We start from the raw sequence: 22,939 nt of genomic DNA, 5'->3' as shown, positions 1-22,939 counted from the left end.
GTATTCTCTGTGGGAGCGGGCTTGCCCGCGATGCATTTAGCGGTTCAAAAACCGGCGTAGATAGTGGACCTGCTCCCGATGCGCCACGTCCTGCAACACCGGCCGCAGCCGCACTTTCGTCCCCGGCAGGCACTGCGCCAGACGCGCCAACGCCAAGGGCGTCAACGCGCCCAAGCGCGGATAACCGCCAATGGTCTGCCGATCGTTGAGCAACACAATCGGTTGCCCATCCGGCGGCACCTGGACCGCGCCCAGCGGGATACCTTCGGAAATCATCGGTTTGCCCTGATAGTGCAATGCCGTTCCCAGCAAGCGGATGCCCATGCGGTCGGCGCGGCTGTCGAGCGTCCAAAAGCTGTTGAAGGCATCGAACAGGCTTTGTCCGCTGAACTCACCGATCTGGGCACCGAGCACCACATCCAGCGGTGAATCGACGTTGAAATCCGGTCGATGTTCTTCCGGCAACTCCCGCAGCAACAGTAGCGAACTGCCGCGATAACTCAGCTGCGCACCTTTGGCCAGTGCCCGGCCCATGCCATCCAGGCCACCGAGTTCTTCGCGGACCACCGTCGCGCTGCTGCCCAACACCTTCGGCGCATCAAACCCACCCGGTGCCGCCAGATAGGCGCGCGCCCCGAGCAGCGGTCGAGTGAATTGCAGTCGCTGACCTTTGTTCAGTCGGAAACTGCGCCACGGCGCCACGGCCTCGCCGTCCACTTGCGCGCCCAGGTCCGCGCCGGCCAGCGCCAGCACGCAATCATCCTCGGCCACCACGGTGAACCCACCCAGGGTGATTTCAACCACCGTGGCATCCAACTCATTGCTCAGCAACCAGTTGGCCCACGACATGGAACGCCAATCCAGCGCCCCGCCCTGAGTCACGCCCAAGTGCCGTACGCCGAAACGGCCCGCGTCCTGTAACAGACACAGCGGCGTACTCGCTTCAATCGATAGATGGCTCATGCCTGTGCCTCCAACGGAGTGTCGTCGCCGCCCAGGTTGATGAACTCGGCATGGCTGACCACTTCAAAGCGCACCGTATCGCCCGGTTGCATCAGGCTGTAACCGTCGCGTTCGCGGTCGAACAGTTTGGCCGGCGTGCGGCCTATCAGATTCCAGCCGCCTGGAGAAACCACCGGATAAGCAGCGGTTTGCCGTTCGGCGATGCCCACGCTGCCAGCGGCAACCTTTTTACGCGGCGTGTTCAGACGCGGTGCGGCGAGCACTTCTTCCACCAGCCCCATGAAGGCGAAGCCCGGCGCGAAGCCCAGGGCGAACACTTGATATTCGCGTTCGCTGTGCCGGCGGATCACCTCTTCCATCGTCAACCCGCTGCGCCGGGACAACAGGCTCAACTCCGGGCCGACGCTCAGGTCATACCAGACCGGCAGCGCATGGCATTTGCCGCCAGTGCGGGCATTCGGTGACAGGTCGATCAAGGCTTCAGCGATCAACTCCCGAGCCTGGGACGGACTCAATGCGCTCAAGTCGTAATGCACCATCAGCGTCGTGTACGACGGCACCAGATCGATCAAATGCCCGGCGAATGCCGCACGCAGGCTTTCGCTGGCAGCCAGCATCCACGGCATGTTTGCTTCGGCGATCTGGTCAAACAGACGCACCATCAGGCAATCCAGCGCCACCACCTCTACCCGCGGTTTCATGGTGCGCTCTGCTGATCGAGGGCGGCGCGGATCCGGCGCACGGCGGCCACCGAACTGGTGTTATCGCCGTGCACGCAGAGGGTATTGGCTTGCAGAAACAAGGCGCTGCCGTCGCTGGCCGTCAGGTTGTCGCCACGGGCAATGGTCAGTGCCTGCTCGATGATTGTCTCGGGATCGTGATGCACCGCGCCCGGCAGTTGCCGTGAGACCAGCATGCCCGCGCTGTCGTAGGCCCGATCGGCGAAGGCTTCGAACCACAGCGTCACGCCATATTCATCGCCTAACTGCTGCGCGGCGCTGTTGTCGCGGGTCGCCATCAGCATCAGCGGCAAGCTCCGGTCATACGCCGCCACGGCCTGAAGCACCGCACGCAGTTGCGCCGGATTGGCCATCATGTCGTTGTACATCGCGCCGTGCGGTTTGACGTAACTCACCTGCCCGCCCTGAGCCCGGCAGATGCCGTCGAGGGCACCGATCTGGTAATGCAAAATGTCTTGAAGTTCCTGGGCGGTGTACGCCATGGAACGACGGCCAAAACCGACCAGGTCCTGATAGGCCGGATGCGCGCCAATCTTTACGCCGTTGCTCAGGGCCAGGCTGACGGTCTTGCGCATGATGCTCGGGTCGCCGGCGTGGAAGCCGCAGGCGATGTTGGCGCAATCGATAAAGGGCATGACCTCGGCGTCCAGACCCATGGTCCAGTTGCCAAAGCTCTCGCCAATGTCGCAATTCAATAGCAGGCGGCTCACGGTGAACACTCCTGTAGGCATTTTCTTTTTTTGCTGCGGGGCAGATACCCCGCAGATTATCAGTTGCTGCCGTTTTTGTTATTCGGCATCCAGTTGTTTGCCACGGGTCTCCGGCAAGCTCAGCGCCGCGAGAATCACCACGCCGTAGGACACCGCCGCAAACGCCCCGATGCCGACGCTCAACGGCACCTTTTGACTGAGCAAGCCGATCAGCAGAGGGAACAGCGCCGCCAGTGCCCGACCGATGTTGTAGCAAAAACCCTGGCCCGAGCCGCGAATCCGCGTCGGAAACAACTCAGTCAGAAAGGCGCCCATGCCACTGAAAATCCCTGAGGCAAAAAAGCCCAACGGAAAGCCCAGCCACAGCATCACAGCGTTACTGACCGGCAATTGGGTGTAGAGCAACACGATGGTGAACGAGCCAACCGCGAACAGAATGAAATTCTTCTTACGGCCAAGGATGTCAGTCAAATACGCGCTGATGACATAACCGATGTAGGAACCGACGATCACCATCGCCAGGTAACCACTGGTGTTGAGTACGCTCAATCCCCGCTCGTTTTTGAGGAACGTCGGCAACCAGGAGGTGATCGCGTAGTAACCGCCCAGTGCGCCCGTGGTCAGCACCGACGCGCGAATCGTGGTGAACAGGATGCCGGGGGCAAAAATCTCGTAGAACTTCGCCGGATTGCTTGGCTCCTGTTTGGCCTTGGCTTCGCGGTAGATTTCCGGGTCCTTGACCAGCCGACGGACGAATATCACGAAAATCGCCGGCACGATGCCCAGGATAAACAGCGCACGCCAGGCGTCTTCCGGCGGCAACACCGAAAACAGCAGCGCGTACAGAATTGCCGTCAGTCCCCAGCCCAGCGCCCAACCCGATTGCACCATGCCCACAGCCTTGCCACGGTCCTTGGCGCGAATCACCTCGCCCATCAGCACGGCGCCAGCTGTCCACTCGCCGCCGAAGCCGAACCCCATCAAGGTGCGGCTGATCAGCAATTGTTCGTAGTTTTGCGCGAAGCCGCAGAGGAAGGTGAAGCCGGCGAACCACAGCACCGTCAGTTGCAAGGTGCGTACGCGACCGATGCGGTCGGACAGAATCCCCGCCACCCAACCACCGATGGCCGAAGCGATCAGCGTGCTGGTGTGAATCAGCCCGGCCTCGCCGGTGGTGATGCCCCACATTGCAATCAGAGTCGGGACCACGAAGCTGAGCATCTGGGTGTCCATGCCGTCCAGGCCATAGCCGATCTTGCAGCTCCAGAAGGTCCGGCGTTCCTGCTGATTGATGTTGCGGTACCAGTCGAAAGGTCCCGGGCGAGCCGTGGCCTTGGGGATGTCTAGCGTGTCGGGCGCACTCATGGCAACTCTCCGTACAAATTTTATTGGTATTGTTCTGAGCCCCGACGACGCCTATCGTGGGAACCGGATGGCCTGATTTTTGGGCTGCCGGCCCTGCTGCGTCCAACTAATAAAAACCCGCCCTAGACATAAGAAAAACTTTATCCCATGAACCTGAAGTTTCTTGAGACCTTTGTCTGGGTCGCCCGCCTCAAGAGTTTTCGCCTGACGGCTGACAAGCTGTTCACCACCCAGGCGTCGATTTCCAGCCGCATCGCGGTGCTCGAAGGCGAGCTCGGCGTGAAGCTGTTCCTGCGCGATTCACGCGGTGTGAGCCTGACGCCCGAAGGCTTGAAGGTGCTTGAATACGCCGAGCAGATGATGGACACCATGCAGGCGCTGAAGCAGTCGATCGAGACGCGTTCGAGCAAAGTCGGGCGTGTGCGGATTGGCGTGATGGACACGGTGATTCACACCTGGCTGAGTCCGTTGGTGGCGCAGATGATGGATCACTACCCACTGGTGGAAATCGAACTGGTAGCCGATACCGCGCTGAACCTCTGCGATCAGCTGCAAAAAGGCTTCCTCGATCTAATCTTGCAGACCGACCTGATGCGCCAGGAAAGCGTGCGCAGCCTGGAGCTGGCCAGCCACCCGATGGGCTGGATCGTGGCGAGCAGTTCGATCTACAACCGCGAGTATTCAGGCATTGCCGACCTGGCTCGCGAACGCATCATTACTTACTCAAAAAACTCCCATCCGCATCAGGACATCCAGAGCCTGATGCAGGCGAACGGGATTCTTACGCCCCGGCTCAATTGCGTGAATTCGGTGTCGGCGATTACCCGGTTGCTGCGCGACGGATTTGGCATTGGCGCGTTGCCGCCGGTATTGGTGGCCGAGGAGCTGGCGCGGGGGGAATTGACCCTGCTGGCCATCGATCAACGGCCGCCGAATTTGCAGGTGGTGGTGTCGTGGCGGGTGGGCGTGGAATGGGTCGAGGAGATTGTGATGCTGTGTCAGCAAGTGCTGGAGGGGTATGCGCAGAAGGTGGGTGAGGACTACATCACTTTGAGTGGTTGAAGATCAAAAGATCGCAGCCTCGTTTCACTCGACAGCTCCGACAGGGAAATGCAAAACCCTTGTAGGAGCTGTCGAGTGAAACGAGGCTGCGATCTTTTGATTTTTCTCTTACAACCCCCGCACATCCCTGTCTACGATCGGTCGGCTCTGCCGCAGGCGTTTGCCGCCCAGCACCACCCAGTCGATCAGACGGAACAGGCATTCAATCCCGAACGACAGCAGCAACGCGCCGCTCATGCCCCAGATCATCGCTTCCGGCGTCAGCAGGATCTGGTAGCTGTAGCCGTACCAGGTTTCCTTGCGAATATCCGGGTCAGCGGCCAGCGCCACTTGCAGGAAGCGGATGTACCACGGCCCCTGCATGGCCTGGAACTGCTTGTCGAGCGCCAGCTGGCGGGTAAGCATGGTGCTCAGGCTATCGGCATCGCTGCGAAAGATCGGGTCTTCGCTGGCACGATAATGAGCGACCAGCGCCTGCATATCGCCCTTGAAGAACTCATTGGCCGTGCCCTGAAAACCACTCAGGCCGGTCTGGGCCTCGATCAGATGCGCTTCGACCCGTTTCGCGTAATCGCTGATAAACCCAGGCACCTGAACACCAATCAACAGGCCCGCCGCAAACAACACCAGCCGTAGATAACTGAGCAACATGAGGGGTGAGTCCTTATTCGGTCTTGCCTTGGCTGACGCATTCGCCGCGTCGCCAGAGGCTCCATTGGCCCGGTTCGTAGCGGGTCCAGGTTTCGTTTTCGGTGAGAGGTTCGGTGGCGATAACCGTGACCACGTCGTTGGGCGTGGTTTCGGCCTGGAAATCGACGATCACATCGACATCTTTCAGACGCGCCGGGCCGAAGGGCGCGCGACGGGTAATCTGCGCCAATTTGGTCGAGCAATAGCAGAACAACCAGTCACCGTCGCTGAGCAGGCAGTTGAACACGCCTTTGCTGCGGTACTCGGCACAGGCGGCCACCAGGTCCGGCAACAAGTCTTCGACTTCAACCGGCTCCGGGAACGCTGCGCGAACACGGTTGAGCAGATCGCAGAATGCCGCTTCGCTGTCGGTATCGCCGACCGGACGATAGAAGCTGGCGGTCGGATTGAAATCGGCTAACTGACCGTTGTGGGCGAAACACCAGTTGCGCCCCCACAGTTCACGCACGAATGGATGGGTGTTGGACAGGCAAACCTTACCGACGTTGGCCTGGCGGATGTGCCCGATCACTACTTCACTCTTGATCGGATAGCGCTGCACCAGGTTGGCGACTTCCGACTCGCAGCTCGCGGCCGGGTCCTGGAAAAGCCGCAGGCCACGTCCCTCGTAGAAGGCGATGCCCCAACCATCACGGTGCGGGCCGGTGCGGCCGCCGCGCTGCATCAGCCCGGTGAAGCTGAACACGATATCGGTCGGCACATTGGCGCTCATGCCCAATAACTCACACATGCTCGGATTCTCGCTTCAAGGCCGGATTACAAACGCGGTTCGACCCGCAAACGCTGAGGGTTGCTCGGCACGGGCGGACGACCGTACCGATCATCGCCAGCCCCGCCGAAGGGCTGATCGTCTTCAGGTTCGTCGGCCCGGGCCGCGGCCTTGGCGGCAGCCGCCTGTTCCTTGCGAGCCCTGGACGCGCGCTCGATCGGAAACCGGATCGCCACGACCACCAGATAGAGGCCGAAAGCGATCATGGCGTACATCATCAGGTCGGAAATCGCTCGCCAGGCGTTGTTGCCGACCTTGAAAGCCAGGTCCAGCGTGGTTATGGCGATGGCCGGGGCCACTTTTTCCTTCACCGGGTCGATGATTGTCGGGCTGAACAGCAGCACGGCGACCAGCAGTTGCAGCGGCTCACGCAACCAGCGCCACATCCAGCGGGTCATGCGCATCCACACCAGCAGGCAGCCTAAAGCGGCAAAGGCGTAGAGGCCCCAAGCGATCAGATAGTCGTTCTCGGTCATGGTGTCCATGGCAAGGCAGGCAAGTCGGGTGGAGACAGACCATTACTGGCCTGCCTCCCCCTAAGAACCGTACGTGCGCCTTTCAGCGCATACGGCTCAAGTCTTTAGTAAGCTCCTCGCGGAGCCGGCTTGTTCACTGTCAATCCACGGCTATGAAGCTGTTGGTGACAAACTGGATGCAATAGTACTCGGTTATCCAAGGTGTCTCCACCGCCTTGGGAGCGATGAACGATGTGATGGTCATGCCATCCCGTCTCCTTGTTAATCGGTTCCTTGCACAGCAGACACACTCCTTTTTGGCTCTGGAATAGGCTCAAAATCTGCTTGCGGTACTTCAGCTTGTTCAGCATCCGCGCCATACGCAGCTTCTCACCCATTTCTTCCATTGAAGGATCGAAGGGGTTGTACTCCCCACTCACCTTCTTGTGCCTCTCAATCGGCGTATCCGCTAGCGAATACAACGCGATCGTCCGTTTTGTCCCGCTCTCTTCCAGCACAACGGTGGAGAACACCCAGTTTTTACTTTCGTGACCTTGGAAATACTTCTTCCTGATCCACTCCAGCGATTTGTTAGGGTGCCGCCGTTTCGCCCAACGCCATAAAGCATGGAATATTTGGTTATCCATGCGGCTATACGCCTGCTTGGCGACTACTGGCTGGTGATACAACGCCCAGCCTTTCAAGATCGGATTAAGCAGACCTATCAGATAGTCCTGCGTCACCGTCTTGTTGGTGCTGATGACCTCCTTCACTTTGCAGTAAAACGCCTTGACGTTCTTCTTGCTCGGTTTGATCAGAAGCTTCCCATCGAACTTACGGAAATTCCAACCAAGGAAGTCGAAGCCTTCTTCTATATGGATGACATGGGTTTTCTCGGGTGACAACTGCAATCCACGCGTCGCGAGGAATTGCTCTACCCAAGGTCTAACTTCAGTTTCCAGCACCTCTCGCGAGGTTCCAGTTATCACAAAGTCATCCGCATAACGCACCACATTGATTTTCAGCTTCTTGGCCTTTGTCACCCCCCAGTACAGCTTGAGTTGTGACTCCAGCCCATCCAGCACCAAATTTGCCAAGGTGGGCGAGATAATCCCGCCCTGTGGCGTACCGGCATCCGTTGCCTGTAGCTGGCCTTTATGAATCACACCAGCTTTCAACCATTTCCGGAGAACCACTTTGTCCGTTGGGACGTTGGCGATTAGCCAGTCATGATTGATATGGTCAAAACAGCCTTTGATGTCCGCTTCCAAAACCCATTGGGCCGAAACCTTCTTGGATAGGCAAACGAACAGCTGCCCCATCGCATCCGCCGTAGAGCGTTCGATCCTGAAGCCGTAGCTATTTGGATCACCCGTGGTTTCTGCAATAGGCGCCAGAGCCAGCAGATACAGCGCCTGCATAGCCCTGTCCGTCATGGTTGGAATGCCCAGAGGACGCTCCTTTCCATTTGACTTCGGAATAAACACACGTCGTAAAGGCCGCGGCTTATATCCATGGCGCTTCAACCCATTTGCCGCCTTCCATTTGGCATCGGGTGTATCCCAGAGCACGCGGTCGACTCCCGCCGTGCGCTTACCCTGGTTTTCAGTGACTCGCCGTACGGCCAAGTATCTGGCCGAGCGAGAGCGGGTCAGCATCCGCTGCAGGGTTTTCATCCTGCGCCAGTTGCCTTCCCGACAAGCCTTCGCAATCCGTATCTGCATCGCCCGGACATTCCGCTGGACACGCCACCAATCGATGTCATGCCAGTGCTGCGGAGCGCCGGAAGGCGCAGACACGGCCATTTGGCTATGTTCTAACATGCTGCCTTCCTCTCAAGTTTCCCCAAGCGAAAGACGTACGCATCCCCTGACGGGAATGGACGCTCCCGTTAGGGCTAGATTAATAAATGGTCCGTTACAGCTGGACCTCTACGTTCATTGAGACAGGTTTACTCAGAGTTCATGCGACGAAAGACCACGCAGAAGTCTGCCCGGTTTCCCGTGGGGTAATGTCCCAACCCCTATCCGAGCCATTACAGCCCGGCTTTCGCTTTCTCTGCGATCCCATACCCGCACAGCCAACAGCTCACCTTACGGTTCACCTGCCCGAAGGGCAGCCATACGGGCTTACCACGTTCCCTGCCTGTCACACGATTGGTTTAGGGTCTGCCTTTTCACCGATGGTCCTATGACGACGTACCTCAAGCCTCTACAGAGGTATCCGACCACGTGCCTTTTGGCTCAAGCCTGACAGCAGTTTTGGCTTGTTTATAATCACGGCGTTTATCAGCAGTTCACTTACGTTACCCATGCCAACCAGCCTAGCGTCTCAACCCGGCACTGCTCCGAGCATCTATGCTTTGCCTCGCGGCAAAAGCACACCCTGACGGGGACTACATTGTGAGAAGAGCTTCACACCTCACCGTTGCCAGTGACGCATGTCTTCCTAGGCTATCGTTGGTCGCACAACGAGTCCGCTGCCACTCCAAACAGGCAATGGCTGGACAATGACAGACAGAGCTTTCGCTCATGTCTCCGGTTTGATGTGAGCAGGGACTGCCGAAGCAGCATGCCCAAAGAATTGTTACCTCCTGTTTCAAAAGCAGGAGGGAACCCCAGCGGGGATTCTCTCCCGCATGGGTTTAGCCCTGAAAAGGGCTGATGTGTAGTAGGCACTCCAATACCGGAAAATCCAGTACTGCGGTCGAGCCACCGAGCGCTAATCGACCTTGAGTTTGCCACCGCCGCTGCGGCAAGTCCTTGAAGGCATTGGACTTCTGGGAGGGTTTTGTTTCTTGGGATTGGGTACCCAAGCTCTTGGCTTCCTTTCGGAAGCCCTTCAAGATGACTCTACACCTCGAAGTCTTGGAGACACGCTACGCGTGTCGCACAGAGGCGCTTATAGTAACGACTTTTCGCACATCAGGCTTGTCCCAATGCCAGTCGGTCAAGACAAAGGGCCGGCAGAGACATCAAGATTTGCATTGCGCCTGAACAACCCTATTTCGTACAACGCCCGAGAGTCCTTCATGCCCCTATCCGTCAACGTTTCCGACGCGCCCATTGCCCGCAAGGCCGACGGCGATGACCCGTATGCCTGGCTGCAGGAGCGCGACACCGACGCGGTGCTCGACTACCTCAAGGCTGAAAACAGCTATCAAGAAGCGCAAACCGCCGATCAGGCCACGTTGCGCGAAACCCTTTTCGAAGAGATCAAGGGCCGGATTCTCGAAACGGACCTGTCGCTGCCCTCCCCTTGGGGCCCTTACCTGTATTACACGCGCACCACGGCCGGTGATGAATACGCCCGTCATTACCGCTGCCCTCGCCCGGCCGATGACAGCCTGCAGCTCGACGAAGCCCGGGAGCAACTGCTGCTGGACCCGAACGAACTGGCCAAGGGCGGCTTCTTTTCCCTCGGCGCCTTCAGCATCAGCCCGGACCACCAACGTTTGGCCTACAGCATCGATTCCACGGGCGATGAGATTTACACACTGTTCGTGAAGGAATTATCCAACGGTCGTGTCAGCGAACTGGAGTTCCAGGACTGCGACGGCAGCATGACCTGGGCCAACGACAGCCTGACGCTGTTTTTCGGTGAGTTGGACGACACCCATCGCCCACACAAACTGTTGCGCTATCGACTGGACGGCACGGCGGCCGAAGAAGTCTTCAATGAGCCCGACGGACGGTTCTTCCTGCATTGCTACCGTTCCAGTTCCGAGCAACAGTTGCTGTTGTCACTGGGCAGCAAGACCACCAGCGAAGTCTGGGTCCTCGACGCCTCGCAGCCGCATCAGGCATTCACCTGCATTGCGCCACGGGTTGAAGACCATGAATACGACGTCGACCACGGCACGCTGGACGGTGAGTGGGCCTGGTTCATTCGCACCAACCGCGACGGAATCAATTTTGCCCTCTACACCGCTGTCGATACCGGCGTGGCGCCGACCGAGGCCGACTGGCAGAACCTGATCCCCCACAGCGACACCACGATGATCGAGGGCATGAGCCTGAACGTCGGCGTGATGACCCTGAGCCTGCGTGAAGGTGGCTTGCCGATCATCGAGGTTCATCCACAGGAGTTGTCGCCTTACCGCGTGCAGCTGCCGGATGCGGCTTACAGCCTGCATGTGCAGAACAGCCTGGAGTTTGTCAGCGACAAGATCCGCCTGCGCTACGAAGCATTGAACCGGCCGGCGCAAATCCGCCAGCTGGACCTGGCCAGCGGCGAACAGACCGTACTGAAGCAAACCCCGGTGCTGGGCCCGTTCGATGCCGATGCCTATGTAAGCCAACGCTTGTGGGCCACCGCGCCCGACGGCACACAAGTGCCGATCAGCCTGGTGGTCAAACGCGAAGCACTCGGAAAACCTGTGCCGCTTTATCTCTACGGCTACGGCGCTTATGGCGAAAGCCTTGACCCGTGGTTCTCCCACGCCCGTTTGAGCCTGCTGGATCGCGGCGTCGCGTTTGCCATCGCTCACGTGCGGGGCGGCGGCGAGCTGGGCGAAGCCTGGTATCGCGCCGGCAAACAGGAACACAAACACAACACCTTCAGCGATTTCATCGCCTGCGCCGAGTACTTGATCGCCAACGGTTTCACCACGCCCCCTCAATTGGCAATCAGCGGCGGCAGCGCCGGTGGCTTGCTGATCGGCGCGGTGCTCAATCAGCGTCCCGACCTGTTCGGCGCGGCGATTGCCGAGGTGCCGTTCGTCGATGTCCTCAACACCATGCTCGACCCGGACCTGCCGTTGACCGTTACCGAATACGACGAGTGGGGCAATCCCGAAGAGCCGGAGGTCTATGATCGGATCAAGGCCTACGCCCCGTACGAAAACGTCACCGCACAAGCCTATCCGGCGATGCTGGTGATTGCCGGCTACAACGACAGTCGCGTGCAGTACTGGGAAGCGGCGAAATGGGTGGCGAAATTGCGCGCGACCAAGACCGACAATAATCCGCTGCTGCTCAAGACCGAATTGGGTGCTGGCCACGGCGGGATGAGCGGCCGATATCAGGGATTGCGTGACGTAGCACTCGAATACGCATTTGTTTTCAAGGTTTGGGCAATTGCCTGAGGAACTTGGCCCGGCGTTTCGGTCTTAAGACCAGACGCCGGGAGCCTAGGCCATACAACTCCCACAATGGGTTTGTGGTGATTCCAGATCCTGAACAGAACCAGACAGACACAAGAAAAAAAGACCGTGCCGACATGTCAGAACCGACCTTACTGAATAACGAAATCCGCGACTGGCTGATGGATTGCGGCCTGTTCGATCAATTGCTGCCGGCAGACTTCGCGGCCGCCTCGGGCTACTTCAGCATCAGCACCATCGCCCAGGGTGAAGAGATTTTCCACGAAGGCGATGCCGGCAGTTTCATGTGCATCATCCACACCGGCCAGGTGTCGGTGCAGAAGACTAACGGCGACGGGCAACTGGTGACCATGGCGACCTTGCGCAGCGGTCGCTCGTTCGGCGAAATGGCCGTGCTCGATGGTGAACGGCGCTCGGCCAGTTGCGTGGCCGCCAGTCACTGCCAGCTGCTGAACCTGGGCAAGGATTCTCTGGAAAAGATGATCAACGACGCGCCGAAAATCGCCGCCAAGATCATCCGTGCCCTCGCCGTCGCCCTCTCCAAACGCTTGCGCATGGCCGACGGGCAACTGATCTCGCAACAGATCTAACCGCCGGGCGACTTGTTCTTGGTGCTGCTTGGCTCAATGCCCGGCACTGGTTGATCCTTGGTCGGAGGACTGGGCATTTCGATCGGCACCAGCGGCGGGCCACCACTGCCCGCCCCGGCCCTGGGTACGGTCGTCGGAGTAATTTGCGGGTACGGCGTCGGGGTCGCGGTGCCGGGCGAACCTGGCAGCGGCGCGGGGCTGGTTGGAAGGGTTTGCAACTGCTCGGCCTGCACTGCAGTTATCGAGAGCGCGGCCAAGGCAATGACCGTTAGAATGGTGCGCTTCATCAATGGCTCCGTTGGCCTTGTTGTCATGGGCAGGCTACTCCCAACTGCCTCTGTTTGCCTTCCCCCAATTTGAGATTTCCATGAAACGTTTTGTTCTGCTCGACACCGCCCCTATCCCCGAGAACGGCGGCGCCCTGTGCCTGTTCGAGTATGGCGAGGATTTCGTCATCAAGATCCAGGGCGGCGATGGCGGGCAGTTGATGAACACTCGCATGCACGGTTCCGAGGATGCCTTGGCCGAGATTCCGTGCCGCAAGGTGGCGGGCCGGCCCGACTCGCGCGTGCTGATCGGTGGCCTGGGCATGGGCTTCACCCTCGCCTCGGCCCTCAAGCATTTGGGCAAGACCGCACAAGTGGTGGTCGCCGAACTGGTGCCCGGGGTTGTGGAATGGAACCGTGGGCCGCTGGGCGAGAAAGCCGGGAATCCGCTGCTTGACCCGAGGACGGTGATCCGCATGGAGGATGTGGCCAAGGTCCTGCAAGCCGAGCCACAGGGTTTCGACGCGATCATGCTCGACGTCGACAACGGTCCCGAAGGCCTGACCCAGAAGGCCAACAGCTGGCTCTACTCTGCCGGTGGCCTGAGCGCTTGCGCCAAGGCGCTGCGGCCCAAAGGCGTGCTGGCCGTGTGGTCGGCAAGTGCGGACCGCCAGTTTTCCGACAAGCTGAAAAAGGCCGGTTTCAAAGCCGAAGAAGTCCAGGTCTTCGCCCACGGCAACAAAGGCACACGCCACACCATCTGGATTGCCGAGAAGCTCAAGGGCTGAGCTAAACTGCACCTATACCGTCATTAGTCTTTTACAAAGGTGAACCCATGAGTTCGTCAACGCCTCCGTCCAACACGTCGAAGCTGGACCGCATCCTTGCCGACAACCAGCGCGACAAGGAAATGGGTTACCGCGACAAGGCCCTGAAAATGTACCCGCACGTGTGTGGCCGTTGCGCCCGCGAGTTCTCCGGCAAACGCCTGAGCGAACTGACCGTGCACCACCGCGACCACAATCACGACAACAACCCGCAAGACGGCTCGAACTGGGAATTGTTGTGCCTGTATTGCCATGACAACGAACACTCGCGGTACACCGACCAGCAGTATTTCGACGAAGGCTCGCTCAGCAGCCCGAAAATCGCCAAGGCGACGCACAACCCGTTTGCGGCGTTGGCGGGGTTGATGAAGAAAGACGACTGAAGATCTTCAGTGGCTTGGCTGGCCTCTTCGCGGGCAAGCCCGCTCCCACAGGGTTGTGCGGCGTAAACAACATTTGTGCTCTGCGCCAATCACTGTGGGAGCGGGCTTGCCCGCGATAGCAACCTCCCTGCCACCATCAATCTCAAACTGAACACCCCTCCCCCAATCCCCGTATAATCGCCGTTTTTTCCCCGAAGGCACCCCGCTCGTGGCAGACAAACGGTACAGCTGCATTGGTTTGTATAACCCCAAATCACCGGAAAACGTCGGCTCGGTCATGCGCGCCGCCGGCTGCTATGGCGTGGCGTCCGTGTTCTACACCGGCAAGCGCTATGAGCGCGCCGCTGATTTCGTCACCGACACCAAGCGCGTCCACTACGACATTCCGCTGATCGGCATCGACGACCTGAAGAAAATCCTGCCTTTGGGCTGCGTGCCCGTCGCGGTGGAGCTGGTCGAAGGTGCTCGCTCGCTGCCGGAATACACGCATCCGGATCGCGCGCTGTACATTTTCGGCCCGGAAGACGGCTCGCTGGATAAAGAGATTCGCGACTGGTGCGAAGACGTGGTCTATATCCCGACCACCGGTTGCATGAACCTCGCCGCCACCGTCAACGTTGTGCTGTACGACCGCATGTCCAAGGGACTCAACACCCGCTCCGGATCGAAATTCCGCTGAATCACCCGACATCCGATGGAACAAGCCGACCGCCCTGGCAGTCAGCTTAACTATCTATTCTTGAAGCAGCGATTCCGCCAGGAGACAGATCATGAACGAACTCAAACGCGTAGAGCGCATCGAATCCACCCCGTTCCAGACTCATTCCGATCAGAACGTACAGGGTTGGGAGCGCATCGGCTCCCTGGCCGGTGGCGTGGTGATGATGGGTAAAGGGCTGCGTCGCGGCGGTGTATTCGGCTTGATTCAAGTGGCGATCGGCGGCGTGGCACTGGCCCGTGGCATTACCGGACACAGCTCGGTCAAGAGCCTGCTGGAAAAAAGCCGCCAGGACATGAACAACGTGCGGGCAAAGATTCAGCGGGCCGGGGAAGAGTTGAACCAGTTGAAGGCCAATGCCGAGGCGGCGACCAAAACCGCAACCGTGACCGGGAACGATTCGTTGAAGTCGCCTAAAACCGGGGTTTGATCCTGGATTTGCGGTGAGACTGATGGCCTCATCGTCGGAATGCCGCCCAGGCCAAGCACGCTCCCACATTGGAATGAGGTCCCTGTGGGAGCGGGCTTGCCCGCGATGGCGGCGCTACTGAAGTAACTCGGTATCGAGGACTTTGGAAGACTCGCCGATCACACTGTCCGCGAGCTGAACGAATGCCTTGGTATCCACGCTTTCCAGGTGCATCGCCCCGCGCAACACATCATCCAGCGAGCGCTTGTTGCGAGTTTTCAAGCGAATCTCGCGATCCAGTTCCTGCAGCAACAGCACCGCTTTCGACACCTGCGCCGGGTTGATCTGCTCGCCCCGTAATGTCGTGACTTTCTGGCTGTCCCTGGCCAGTTTCTTCTGCAAACCCTCATACCGCTCATCGCTCATGCCGCCAGCGCGACGCACCAGTTCGATGGCGTAATACTCGGCAAATCCTTCGCTGATCCAGTCGCTGCGCTGCTGATCGTTGATCCGCCCGAACACCTGCGCCAACTCCCGCACCACCGCACTGGTGCCGCTTTCGCTCACCAACGGCAGGCGTGTGTTCAGGTAGATCGATTCGTGTGCTCCCAGACTGCCGCGCCACATCGGGTCGTTGGCGCCGACGATCAGCAGCTTGGTCGGATGGCGGGGATACACCGCCTGCACTTGCGGCCAGACAAACGTCAGCAAGGTCAGCACGTCCATGCGACGCATGCCCTGGCCCCGAGGCGAGGCCACGGTGACTTCGGTTTCGCCAAGCCGGGTGCGACGGCTGCCCAGGTGGCCGGCGAGCATCCAGCCCGTGGGTCGGTCGAACAGTCGAGAGACGTTATCCACGCGGAATTTGTTCTTGCCGACTCGCGGCCACGCGGTCTCGACGCTTTTCCAGCCGTTGGGCAATTCGAATTCAAGGCGTGAAACCAGCTCGATGCCGTCCTGCTGATCAAGTTTGGCGGGCGGCACCAGGTCGTCGCCGCGCATCAGCGCCCAGGTCGGCGTCATGCGGGTGTCGAAACTGCCGTTCTTGCGCCCGTGGCTGATGCGCACGCGGTAGGTCAGGCTGGCCTTGTCCGCGGCCGGACGCCAGACACCGCGCGTCTGTTTGCCCGGGGTGAGTTGCCATTGACCGTCAGCCTTGAAGTCGCTGTAAAGGCTGCCATCGCCCAGATCAAAATCCAGGCTGCGCACCGCAGAGCCCTGAGCCAGGGTGAGTCGCACCTCTGCCTGATCGCTTTGCGGCAACAGGCGCACGTGGTAGTCCAGATCGACCTTCTTCGCCGCCCACACGGACGAACTCAGGAGCAACAGCCCAACGGCCAACGCCCGGCGCAATCCACCAGCCATACACACTCCTTCGTGAAACGTTAAAACCGACAGCGCTTAACCCGCCCGGAAGATCAGGTGATCTTCCCAGTCATCTTCGGCCACGCTGCCTTCGGCAAGCATGCGCCCGGACTGGGAAATACGTTCGTGGTGCACCGCATCGCGATCACCGCACACCAGATGATGCCAAAGCGGCAGGTCCTTGCCTTCGCTGACCAGGCGATAGCCGCAGGTTGGCGGCAGCCATTTGAACTCGTCAGCCTTGCCCGGCGTGAGCTGGATGCAATCGGGCACAAAGTCGCGCCGGTTCGGGTAATCGGTGCACTGACAGGTTTTCAGGTCCAGCAGTTTGCAGGCGATACGTGTGTAATAGACGGAATTATCGTCTTCATCTTCGAGCTTTTGCAGGCAGCACAGGCCACAGCCATCGCACAGCGATTCCCATTCCTCTTGATCGAGTTGATCGAGGGTTTTGCGTATCCAGAACGGTTCGACTTTGGCGGCCATGGCTCAAGCATCAATATCAGGTGGTGAAAAGGCCGCCAGTCTAGTGCCAAGGCCCTTGCGGGCCAAGCATTGGCGACTGCCGGTAGAACGGGCTTGTCAGTTTTTGCGCCGCCACGTAGCTTTGCCAGTCGCAAGGAGTCATGCCCGAATGCCATTAAAGCTCGACCGCGTTGCATTCAGGTGAATTGCCCGGCTCTCGACAAACCTTAACGCCCAGCTCAACTGCGCCCGCAGGTTTCAGACGACCCTCACTTTCAAACGTAGCAAGGAATCTCTTGATGAGTGCAAATCCACGCGTTGCCGATTATGCGATCCACCCTCAGTTCACCGATCGCTGGTCGCCCCGCGCCTTCACCGGCGAAACCATTCCGGAAGAAACCCTGCTGAGCTTTTTCGAAGCGGCACGCTGGGCGCCTTCGGCATACAACTCGCAACCTTGGCGATTCCTGTACGCGCGACGCGACACGCCAAACTGGGAGCGTTATCTGGGTCTGTTGAACGAATTCAACCGTTCCTGGGCACAACACGCCTCGGCGCTGGTGATCGTGATCTCGAAAACCACCTTCGCCGTTCCGGGTGCCACCGAAGAAACCCCGGCCCTGTGGCACACCTTCGACACCGGTTCGGCTTGGGGCCATCTGGCGCTGCAAGCAAGCATCAGCGGCTGGCACACCCACGGCATGGCAGGTTTCGATCAGGAACTGACCCGCAAGGAACTGAACATCCCTGAAGGTTATGCGCTGCACGCAGCGGTAGCGGTGGGCAAACTGGGTGACAAGGCGACGCTCGCCGATTACCTGCAAGCCCGTGAAGAACCAAGCCCGCGCCGCCCGCTGAGCGAGCTGGCCGCAGAAGGCGATTTCACCCTCTAAACACTGACGCAGAACCAATGTGGGAGCGGGCTTGCCCGCGATAGCAACCTCACAGTCAACGATGATGTTGGATGTGATGGCCTCATCGCGGGCAAGCCCGCTCCCACAGTTTGATTGCGGTGATTTCAGTAGCCGCGATTGAAATCCACTTCCCCGCGCAGCGCCTCACCTGCCTGATACGCCCGCAGGTTTTCGACGAACAGGTTCACCATCATCGGCGGCGACGTCGGCGCGGAACTGTGACCCGTGAGCAACAAGCCCCAGGCGGTCCAGAATGGATGGCGCTGTGGCAGCGGCTCCTGACGGCAGACGTCGATTACCGCACCCGCCAGATGCCCTTCTTTCAAGGCCTCCACCAAGTCCGCATCGACCACCGCCACGCCGCGCCCAACGTTGATGAACACCCCGGTCGGCTTGAACTGCTTGAACAGCGCCGCATCGTACAAGTCATGGGTATTGGGGGTGTTCGGCAGCAGGTTGATCACGTAATCCGCTTCACCGACCAGACGCGGCAAGTCCGCCAGCACGCCGACTTCGACAAACGGCGCCTGCTCGCGGGCTTCGCTGGCGATGCCGTACAACTCGACGCCAAACGGCAGCAAGAACTGCGCGACGGTGCAGCCGATGTCGCCGGTGCCGACGATCAACACTTTGCGTCCCGCCAGGCTTTGACCCTGACGGCTGTCCCACTTGCGCTCGACCTGGCTGACCAGACGCGGCAGCACTTCGCGCTCGTGGCCGAGCATGTAGGTCAGCACGTATTCGGCCATGACCTGGCCAAAAATCCCCACGGCACGCGTCAGGCGATAGTGGCGCGGCAAGCCATCGGCCAGTAACGGCGTAATGCCCGCCCAGGTCGATTGCAGCCATTGCGGCTGATGGCCCTGACGCAGCAGGGTGGCCAGCAGGTCTGGCTGGCCGAGCCAGATCGGGCAGTCGGCGGCCTGGCGAGCCAGTTCGGCGGAGTCACCGCTGGTCAGCACTTCCAGCTCAGGCGCGGCCTGACGCAGCAATTGGGCATAAACAGGGTGATCGTGTTCAGCAATCAGAACGCGCATGGTTCAAACCTTTCAAAAGCAGTGCACACGGCCACCGACGGAGAATTCCCCCATCGTCCTGGCCATTGCCAAAAATCATTCCAGTTTTTCACACAGACGCTGAACAGCGCCTGTCCGCGGCTCACATCGGGTCGTTGCGTCGCAGCAACTCTTCCGGCAAGTGTTCGATGTACTCGTCTTCCGCCGGCGGCATTTGCAGGTGGTAACCCTGCTTTTCAAGGTTTTCCAGAACCACGGTGATGTCCTCGCGCGACAGTTTGCGCTCGGGGGTCAAGACCAGGTCGAAAGCGTGATGGGGTTTGCCGAAAGCGGCCAGCAGACTTTCCGGGACGCGCTCCAGTGCATCGCTTTTGAGCACATAGAGGTACATCTCGTTTTTCTTCAGGCTTCGGTAGATGGAGCAAATACGTTTCAAGGCTGTTCTCCGGCGGTGGCCAGGCTGTCGAGCAGCGCTTGGCCCATCAATTCGCGGCGCCAGCCACGCAGCGAATCAGGCAATTGGTATGGACCGTTGGGATAGCCGCTCTTGAGCAGCGCTTCCAGGGTTTTCTTGCGCAACATCAGTTCCGGCGCAATGTTCAGGCGCTCTGCTTCAGCCTGGCCGATCGCTCGCAGCTGTTTGACCAGCGCGGCAGCGTCCACCGGCAAAGGCTCCGGCACCGCAGGCGGCCATTGATCAGGCGACACACTGCCAGAGCGCTTGATCAGATCAAGCAGAAATTCGCCGTCCTGACGCACGGTACGCGGGTGCATGTCTTCGATTTTCGCCAACGCGCCGAGGTTGTCTGGCTGAGTCCGCGCCAACGGCCACAGCGAATGCTCGCGCACGATACGATTGCGCGGCAAATCACGGGCGCGAGCCTCACGCTCACGCCAGGCGCAGAGTTCACGTAATACGGCCAACTGAGCGCGGGACAGCTTCCACGCCAGTTTGGCTTCGCGATAGACCTCGTACGGATCGACCTCGCGACGCAGGTTGGCGACCAGCTCAGCGCCGTCCTCCAGGACCCAGGCGTATTTGTCGTCAGAAAGCTTCGGACGAAGCTGTACGAAAACTTCCGCCAGGTGCAAGGCATCTTCTGCGGCGTAGCTGATTTGGGTCTCGGAAAGCGGACGTTGCAGCCAATCGGAACGGGTCTCGCCCTTGGGCAGGTCGATGCCGAGCACCTCTTGTACCAACCGCGAATACCCCATGGAGAAACCAAGGTTCAAGTAAGCGGCGGCCAATTGGGTATCGAACAGCGGCGTCGGCAGACTGCCGGTCAGGCGCAACAAGACTTCGAGGTCTTCGCTGCACGCATGGACGACTTTGACCACCGCCGGGTTTTCCAGCAACGCGGCCAGAGGCTGCCAGTTGTCGATGGTCAGCGGGTCGATCAGGTAAGCGCGTACGCCATCGCCGATCTGCAGCAGGCCTGCGATCGGGTAAAAGGTGTAGACCCGCATGAATTCGGTGTCGAGGGCAACGAACGGCAGTTGCTGCCACTCGGCGCAAAACTGACCGAGGCTATCGTTGTCGCGAATCCAGTGAATATCGATGGCCACACGGCTCTCCCTTGAAGAATGGCGCGCAGTATATATCGCCCCCGGCGATTTCCGCGCATCCACTGAACAAGAGCTTTAGCGAAAAGGCCTGCCAGACGGCAAGAAATGTCTGACAAGTGGAGGCTAACCTGCCTTACGCAAAACATAGACGCGCATCCGTGCGCAGCCCGGCAGGAAATCCTGATGGCTGAGCAAGCAGAATCCCGCACGCTTGAATTCGGCTTCGACTTCGGCCTTGCTGGCCAGATACGGGGGCTGAGCACCCACCGCGCCTGAACGCTGGAGCTTGAAATGCGCATCGACCCGTACCGCCACAATCACCGTGTCGCGGCTGACCCGATGGAATTCCTTGAGCATGGCCAACCGATGTTCGGAGCTGTCGATGTCTTGAAACAGATGCATGCAAAAAATGCAGTCGACTGCATTCTCCGGCAAGCCAATGTCGAAGGCTGAGCTCTGAAAGGTCTTGATCCGCTTGAGCAGACTCTGCGGATGGTGGGTCTGGGCGTGATTGAGCATGTCCTGCGACGGATCGGAGGCGAGGATCACGCGGTTCGCGTGCTCGGCCAGCACCGGCCAGAAACGCCCGGCACCGCAAGCCACATCCAGAATCAAGCCTGGCTCGCCGGCGGCCTTGAGCGCGCTGCGCACCAACTGCTCATCGCGCCAGAACGCCCAGCGGCCCGCCAAGCCACTAGGTCGCGGCTGAAGACAGACGCGAGTGTGCTCCTGGTCGTAGCGCCGGGCGAACTCAAGCTCGATGGCTGATGGAGGTTGCGCAGACATGTGCGATGACTCTTGTTGGAGGAACTACAGGCCGCTGGTTAGCGGCCGGTGCGTGAAAAAAGGTCCATACACTCACTTTTTGGCCAACACTCCGTCGGCCACCCCACGGCAACCAGCGAACATATCCAGTCCCTTGTCGTAGACCTTGCTGTTGACTTCCAACAGGCCCAGCATCGAATGGAACAGGTTGTCCTGGCTCAAGGGTTTGTCACGACCCTGTTGCAGGCACTGGGTGTCGACCGAGAACGACTTTTGATAGTTGTCGGAGAACCACGCCAGCATGGCCACGTGTTTCTGTTGTTCCGGCGCCAGCATGTACGGCGTGCCATGCAGGTACAGGTTGTATTCGCCCAGCGACTCGCCATGATCCGACAGGTAAAGCATTGCGGTGTCCACTTTGCCTTGGTTTTTGCGCAGTAGATCAATCAGGGTCGACAGTACGTGGTCGGTGTAGACCAGCGTGTTGTCATAGCCGTTGACGATACTGTCGCGACTGCAATTGTTCAGCGCATTACTTTCACAGACCGGAGTAAAGCGTTCGAACGCCTTCGGATAGCGCTTGAAGTATTCCGGACCGTGGCTGCCCATCTGGTGCAAGACCAGGACCGTGTCTTTATTCAGGTTATCGATGAAGTGCTGCAGACCTTGCAGGAGTATTTCGTCGCGGCATTCGCTGTCGGCGCACAACACCGGGTCCTTCAGATTGCTGACGTCATCAAGGGTGACCCTGTCGCACGTGCCTTTGCAGCCTGACTGATTGTCACGCCAGATCACGTCCAGACCGGCACGTTTGAGCACGTCCAGCAGGCCCTCTTCATTTTTCGCTTTGCTGGCGTCGTAGTCCTTGCGGTTCATGTCCGAGAACATGCACGGCACCGAGACGGCTGTTTCCGTGCCGCAGGAGTGCACGTCGGTATAGGCAATCAGGCCGGCTTCTTTATTCAGTTTGGGTGTGGTGTCGCGGGAATAACCGAGGATGCCGAAGTTCTCGGCCCGGGCACTTTCGCCAACAACCAATACCGTCAGGGATTTACGGCCATCATGGGCCTGCCATGAAGCATTGAGTTGGGCATCTTCACCGATTTTCATGAAGGGCTGCCGCGCGGAGACGACTTGCTCACGCAAATAGCCGAACGAGGCGCCGATGTAGTTGCTGGGCACCACCATCAGCCGCAGTTCGTGGTGATTGCGAAACAGCGAGGACAAGCCTTGATAGTTGACCAGCGCGACACCGCCGATCACAGCAACCGAGGCGACAGTCACCAGCGCTTTACTCAACAGGTCACGGTGCCAGCGCCGATAATTGACCGGGATTTTCCACAATAACCACGAAGGTAAAACACCGAGCAACACAATATAGGCCAGCAACTTCAACGACAGTAAGTCACGCACTTCGGTCGCGTTGGTTTGTGCAAAGTTACGTAGCATGCCGGTATCAATCAGCACGCCATATTGGCTCATGAAATACGCAACCCCGGCGCTGATCATGAACATCAAGATCAACACTGGCTTCATCACGCGCCGGAACGCCAGGAACGTCAGCACAATATTGAAGGCCGCCAGAACCATCGCGCCGAACGCGACGCGCATGACAAGGCCCTTGCCATCGGATGCGGTGATTTCAAACAGGTGCTGCCAGAGCACTAAATTGAAGCCGGCTAGCAGGAAGGCACTGGCAATCAGTGTCACCCACTCGGGGCGCACGGGTTTGATTTTCAACATAATGATCGGCGGGTCCTGAAGAGAAGCGCCTTC

Annotated in this window: 24 protein-coding genes; 8 read left to right on the top strand and 16 right to left on the bottom strand. The window is 59.3% G+C overall.

Going from position 1 to position 22,939, the window contains the following annotated elements; all coding sequences use genetic code 11:
- Positions 1-36: 36 nt before the first annotated feature.
- The 4 genes from BLQ41_RS12695 to BLQ41_RS12680 all read right to left on the bottom strand — a co-directional run bounded on the left by BLQ41_RS12695 (position 37) and on the right by BLQ41_RS12680 (position 3,778).
- The gene (locus BLQ41_RS12695; protein ID WP_090181331.1) at positions 37-963 is read right to left on the bottom strand and encodes a 5-oxoprolinase subunit C family protein; all 927 of its coding nucleotides are present in this window, start codon (positions 961-963) and stop codon (positions 37-39) included.
- The gene (locus BLQ41_RS12690; RefSeq protein ID WP_090181330.1) at positions 960-1,664 is read right to left on the bottom strand and encodes a 5-oxoprolinase subunit B family protein; all 705 of its coding nucleotides are present in this window, start codon (positions 1,662-1,664) and stop codon (positions 960-962) included. Before BLQ41_RS12690 ends, BLQ41_RS12695 begins: the two co-directional genes overlap by 4 nt.
- The gene (locus tag BLQ41_RS12685) at positions 1,661-2,413 is read right to left on the bottom strand and encodes a 5-oxoprolinase subunit PxpA (protein ID WP_090181328.1); all 753 of its coding nucleotides are present in this window, start codon (positions 2,411-2,413) and stop codon (positions 1,661-1,663) included. Before BLQ41_RS12685 ends, BLQ41_RS12690 begins: the two co-directional genes overlap by 4 nt.
- Before the next feature lie 78 nt (positions 2,414-2,491).
- Entirely contained in the window at positions 2,492-3,778 is a 1,287-nt protein-coding gene (locus BLQ41_RS12680) for an MFS transporter (protein WP_090181326.1), read from the bottom strand.
- Positions 3,779-3,925: 147 nt separating this feature from the next.
- Here BLQ41_RS12680 and BLQ41_RS12675 point away from each other — a divergent pair, with 147 nt between their 5' ends.
- On the top strand, positions 3,926-4,840 hold the full coding sequence (locus BLQ41_RS12675) for a LysR family transcriptional regulator (protein ID WP_090181325.1): 915 nt from the start codon (positions 3,926-3,928) through the stop codon (positions 4,838-4,840).
- A gap of 108 nt (positions 4,841-4,948) precedes the next feature.
- On the opposite strand, the gene BLQ41_RS12670 is transcribed toward BLQ41_RS12675, so the two are convergent.
- The 4 genes from BLQ41_RS12670 to ltrA form a co-directional block, all read right to left on the bottom strand.
- Entirely contained in the window at positions 4,949-5,491 is a 543-nt protein-coding gene (locus BLQ41_RS12670; protein WP_090181322.1) for a DUF2937 family protein, read from the bottom strand.
- 13 nt (positions 5,492-5,504) lie between these two features.
- Entirely contained in the window at positions 5,505-6,281 is a 777-nt protein-coding gene (locus BLQ41_RS12665; RefSeq protein ID WP_090181320.1) for a class II glutamine amidotransferase, read from the bottom strand.
- A gap of 26 nt (positions 6,282-6,307) precedes the next feature.
- Entirely contained in the window at positions 6,308-6,805 is a 498-nt protein-coding gene (locus BLQ41_RS12660) for an MFS transporter (RefSeq protein WP_090181318.1), read from the bottom strand.
- Positions 6,806-6,900: 95 nt separating this feature from the next.
- Positions 6,901-8,598, bottom strand: a complete 1,698-nt coding sequence (gene ltrA / locus BLQ41_RS12655) for a group II intron reverse transcriptase/maturase (RefSeq protein ID WP_090181316.1) — start codon at positions 8,596-8,598, stop codon at positions 6,901-6,903.
- Positions 8,599-9,806: 1,208 nt separating this feature from the next.
- Here ltrA and BLQ41_RS12650 point away from each other — a divergent pair.
- Together BLQ41_RS12650 and BLQ41_RS12645 are read left to right on the top strand one after the other, a co-directional pair.
- On the top strand, positions 9,807-11,861 hold the full coding sequence (locus BLQ41_RS12650) for a S9 family peptidase (RefSeq protein ID WP_090181314.1): 2,055 nt from the start codon (positions 9,807-9,809) through the stop codon (positions 11,859-11,861).
- Between the two features lie 134 nt (positions 11,862-11,995).
- Complete coding sequence (locus tag BLQ41_RS12645; protein ID WP_090181311.1) at positions 11,996-12,469, top strand: cyclic nucleotide-binding domain-containing protein; 474 nt, start codon at positions 11,996-11,998, stop codon at positions 12,467-12,469.
- On the opposite strand, the gene BLQ41_RS12640 is transcribed toward BLQ41_RS12645, so the two are convergent.
- Positions 12,466-12,756 carry a hypothetical protein gene (locus BLQ41_RS12640; RefSeq protein ID WP_090181310.1) on the bottom strand — a complete coding sequence of 97 codons (291 nt, stop codon included), beginning with the start codon at positions 12,754-12,756 and terminating at the stop codon, positions 12,466-12,468. The genes BLQ41_RS12645 and BLQ41_RS12640 overlap by 4 nt on opposite strands.
- Before the next feature lie 80 nt (positions 12,757-12,836).
- Here BLQ41_RS12640 and BLQ41_RS12635 point away from each other — a divergent pair, with 80 nt between their 5' ends.
- The 4 genes from BLQ41_RS12635 to BLQ41_RS12620 all read left to right on the top strand — a co-directional run bounded on the left by BLQ41_RS12635 (position 12,837) and on the right by BLQ41_RS12620 (position 15,093).
- Positions 12,837-13,523: a spermidine synthase gene (locus BLQ41_RS12635; protein WP_090188515.1), complete on the top strand. Its 687-nt coding sequence runs from the start codon at positions 12,837-12,839 to the stop codon at positions 13,521-13,523.
- Positions 13,524-13,570: 47 nt separating this feature from the next.
- Complete coding sequence (locus BLQ41_RS12630; protein ID WP_090181308.1) at positions 13,571-13,945, top strand: YajD family HNH nuclease; 375 nt, start codon at positions 13,571-13,573, stop codon at positions 13,943-13,945.
- A gap of 208 nt (positions 13,946-14,153) precedes the next feature.
- The gene (locus tag BLQ41_RS12625; RefSeq protein ID WP_090181306.1) at positions 14,154-14,624 is read left to right on the top strand and encodes an RNA methyltransferase; all 471 of its coding nucleotides are present in this window, start codon (positions 14,154-14,156) and stop codon (positions 14,622-14,624) included.
- Positions 14,625-14,715: 91 nt separating this feature from the next.
- The gene (locus BLQ41_RS12620) at positions 14,716-15,093 is read left to right on the top strand and encodes a YgaP family membrane protein (RefSeq protein WP_090181304.1); all 378 of its coding nucleotides are present in this window, start codon (positions 14,716-14,718) and stop codon (positions 15,091-15,093) included.
- 114 nt (positions 15,094-15,207) lie between these two features.
- Here the strand turns inward: BLQ41_RS12620 and BLQ41_RS12615 are convergent, their stop codons facing one another.
- Positions 15,208-16,437 carry a hypothetical protein gene (locus tag BLQ41_RS12615; protein WP_090181303.1) on the bottom strand — a complete coding sequence of 410 codons (1,230 nt, stop codon included), beginning with the start codon at positions 16,435-16,437 and terminating at the stop codon, positions 15,208-15,210.
- A 36-nt stretch (positions 16,438-16,473) separates the two neighbouring features.
- Positions 16,474-16,923 carry a YcgN family cysteine cluster protein gene (locus BLQ41_RS12610; protein ID WP_007898698.1) on the bottom strand — a complete coding sequence of 150 codons (450 nt, stop codon included), beginning with the start codon at positions 16,921-16,923 and terminating at the stop codon, positions 16,474-16,476.
- A 278-nt stretch (positions 16,924-17,201) separates the two neighbouring features.
- Here BLQ41_RS12610 and BLQ41_RS12605 point away from each other — a divergent pair, with 278 nt between their 5' ends.
- A complete protein-coding gene (locus BLQ41_RS12605; RefSeq protein ID WP_090181301.1) occupies positions 17,202-17,795 on the top strand; it encodes a nitroreductase family protein in 594 nt (197 codons plus the stop codon).
- Positions 17,796-17,920: 125 nt separating this feature from the next.
- Here BLQ41_RS12605 and BLQ41_RS12600 read toward each other — a convergent pair whose 3' ends face one another.
- From BLQ41_RS12600 to BLQ41_RS12580, 5 genes are all read right to left on the bottom strand, one after another.
- Positions 17,921-18,853 carry a D-2-hydroxyacid dehydrogenase gene (locus tag BLQ41_RS12600; protein WP_090181299.1) on the bottom strand — a complete coding sequence of 311 codons (933 nt, stop codon included), beginning with the start codon at positions 18,851-18,853 and terminating at the stop codon, positions 17,921-17,923.
- A gap of 121 nt (positions 18,854-18,974) precedes the next feature.
- Positions 18,975-19,268 (bottom strand): YcgL domain-containing protein, encoded by a 294-nt coding sequence (locus BLQ41_RS12595; protein WP_090181298.1) that lies wholly within the window; start codon positions 19,266-19,268, stop codon positions 18,975-18,977.
- Positions 19,265-20,398: a ribonuclease D gene (gene rnd / locus BLQ41_RS12590; RefSeq protein WP_090181296.1), complete on the bottom strand. Its 1,134-nt coding sequence runs from the start codon at positions 20,396-20,398 to the stop codon at positions 19,265-19,267. The genes BLQ41_RS12595 and rnd overlap by 4 nt, the downstream gene beginning before the upstream one ends.
- 123 nt (positions 20,399-20,521) lie before the next feature.
- On the bottom strand, positions 20,522-21,184 hold the full coding sequence (locus BLQ41_RS12585; protein ID WP_090181295.1) for a class I SAM-dependent methyltransferase: 663 nt from the start codon (positions 21,182-21,184) through the stop codon (positions 20,522-20,524).
- 72 nt (positions 21,185-21,256) lie between these two features.
- Positions 21,257-22,906 (bottom strand): phosphoethanolamine transferase, encoded by a 1,650-nt coding sequence (locus BLQ41_RS12580; protein ID WP_090181293.1) that lies wholly within the window; start codon positions 22,904-22,906, stop codon positions 21,257-21,259.
- Positions 22,907-22,939: the final 33 nt, after the last annotated feature.

The sequence above is a fragment of the Pseudomonas arsenicoxydans genome, assembly GCF_900103875.1.
Classification (GTDB): Bacteria; Pseudomonadota; Gammaproteobacteria; order Pseudomonadales; family Pseudomonadaceae; genus Aquipseudomonas; species Aquipseudomonas arsenicoxydans.
This window is presented reverse-complemented; position numbering and strand designations above follow the sequence as displayed.

Coding starts and splice junctions, on each gene's coding strand:
- BLQ41_RS12695 (WP_090181331.1), bottom strand. CDS start 963: ATGAGCCATCTATCGATTGAAGCGAGTACGCCGCTGTGTCTGTTACAG.
- BLQ41_RS12690 (WP_090181330.1), bottom strand. CDS start 1,664: ATGAAACCGCGGGTAGAGGTGGTGGCGCTGGATTGCCTGATGGTGCGT.
- BLQ41_RS12680 (WP_090181326.1), bottom strand. CDS start 3,778: ATGAGTGCGCCCGACACGCTAGACATCCCCAAGGCCACGGCTCGCCCG.
- BLQ41_RS12675 (WP_090181325.1), top strand. CDS start 3,926: ATGAACCTGAAGTTTCTTGAGACCTTTGTCTGGGTCGCCCGCCTCAAG.
- BLQ41_RS12670 (WP_090181322.1), bottom strand. CDS start 5,491: ATGTTGCTCAGTTATCTACGGCTGGTGTTGTTTGCGGCGGGCCTGTTG.
- BLQ41_RS12665 (WP_090181320.1), bottom strand. CDS start 6,281: ATGTGTGAGTTATTGGGCATGAGCGCCAATGTGCCGACCGATATCGTG.
- BLQ41_RS12660 (WP_090181318.1), bottom strand. CDS start 6,805: ATGGACACCATGACCGAGAACGACTATCTGATCGCTTGGGGCCTCTAC.
- ltrA (WP_090181316.1), bottom strand. CDS start 8,598: ATGTTAGAACATAGCCAAATGGCCGTGTCTGCGCCTTCCGGCGCTCCG.
- BLQ41_RS12650 (WP_090181314.1), top strand. CDS start 9,807: ATGCCCCTATCCGTCAACGTTTCCGACGCGCCCATTGCCCGCAAGGCC.
- BLQ41_RS12645 (WP_090181311.1), top strand. CDS start 11,996: ATGTCAGAACCGACCTTACTGAATAACGAAATCCGCGACTGGCTGATG.
- BLQ41_RS12640 (WP_090181310.1), bottom strand. CDS start 12,756: ATGAAGCGCACCATTCTAACGGTCATTGCCTTGGCCGCGCTCTCGATA.
- BLQ41_RS12635 (WP_090188515.1), top strand. CDS start 12,837: ATGAAACGTTTTGTTCTGCTCGACACCGCCCCTATCCCCGAGAACGGC.
- BLQ41_RS12630 (WP_090181308.1), top strand. CDS start 13,571: ATGAGTTCGTCAACGCCTCCGTCCAACACGTCGAAGCTGGACCGCATC.
- BLQ41_RS12620 (WP_090181304.1), top strand. CDS start 14,716: ATGAACGAACTCAAACGCGTAGAGCGCATCGAATCCACCCCGTTCCAG.
- BLQ41_RS12615 (WP_090181303.1), bottom strand. CDS start 16,437: ATGGCTGGTGGATTGCGCCGGGCGTTGGCCGTTGGGCTGTTGCTCCTG.
- BLQ41_RS12610 (WP_007898698.1), bottom strand. CDS start 16,923: ATGGCCGCCAAAGTCGAACCGTTCTGGATACGCAAAACCCTCGATCAA.
- BLQ41_RS12605 (WP_090181301.1), top strand. CDS start 17,202: ATGAGTGCAAATCCACGCGTTGCCGATTATGCGATCCACCCTCAGTTC.
- BLQ41_RS12600 (WP_090181299.1), bottom strand. CDS start 18,853: ATGCGCGTTCTGATTGCTGAACACGATCACCCTGTTTATGCCCAATTG.
- BLQ41_RS12585 (WP_090181295.1), bottom strand. CDS start 21,184: ATGTCTGCGCAACCTCCATCAGCCATCGAGCTTGAGTTCGCCCGGCGC.
- BLQ41_RS12580 (WP_090181293.1), bottom strand. CDS start 22,906: ATGTTGAAAATCAAACCCGTGCGCCCCGAGTGGGTGACACTGATTGCC.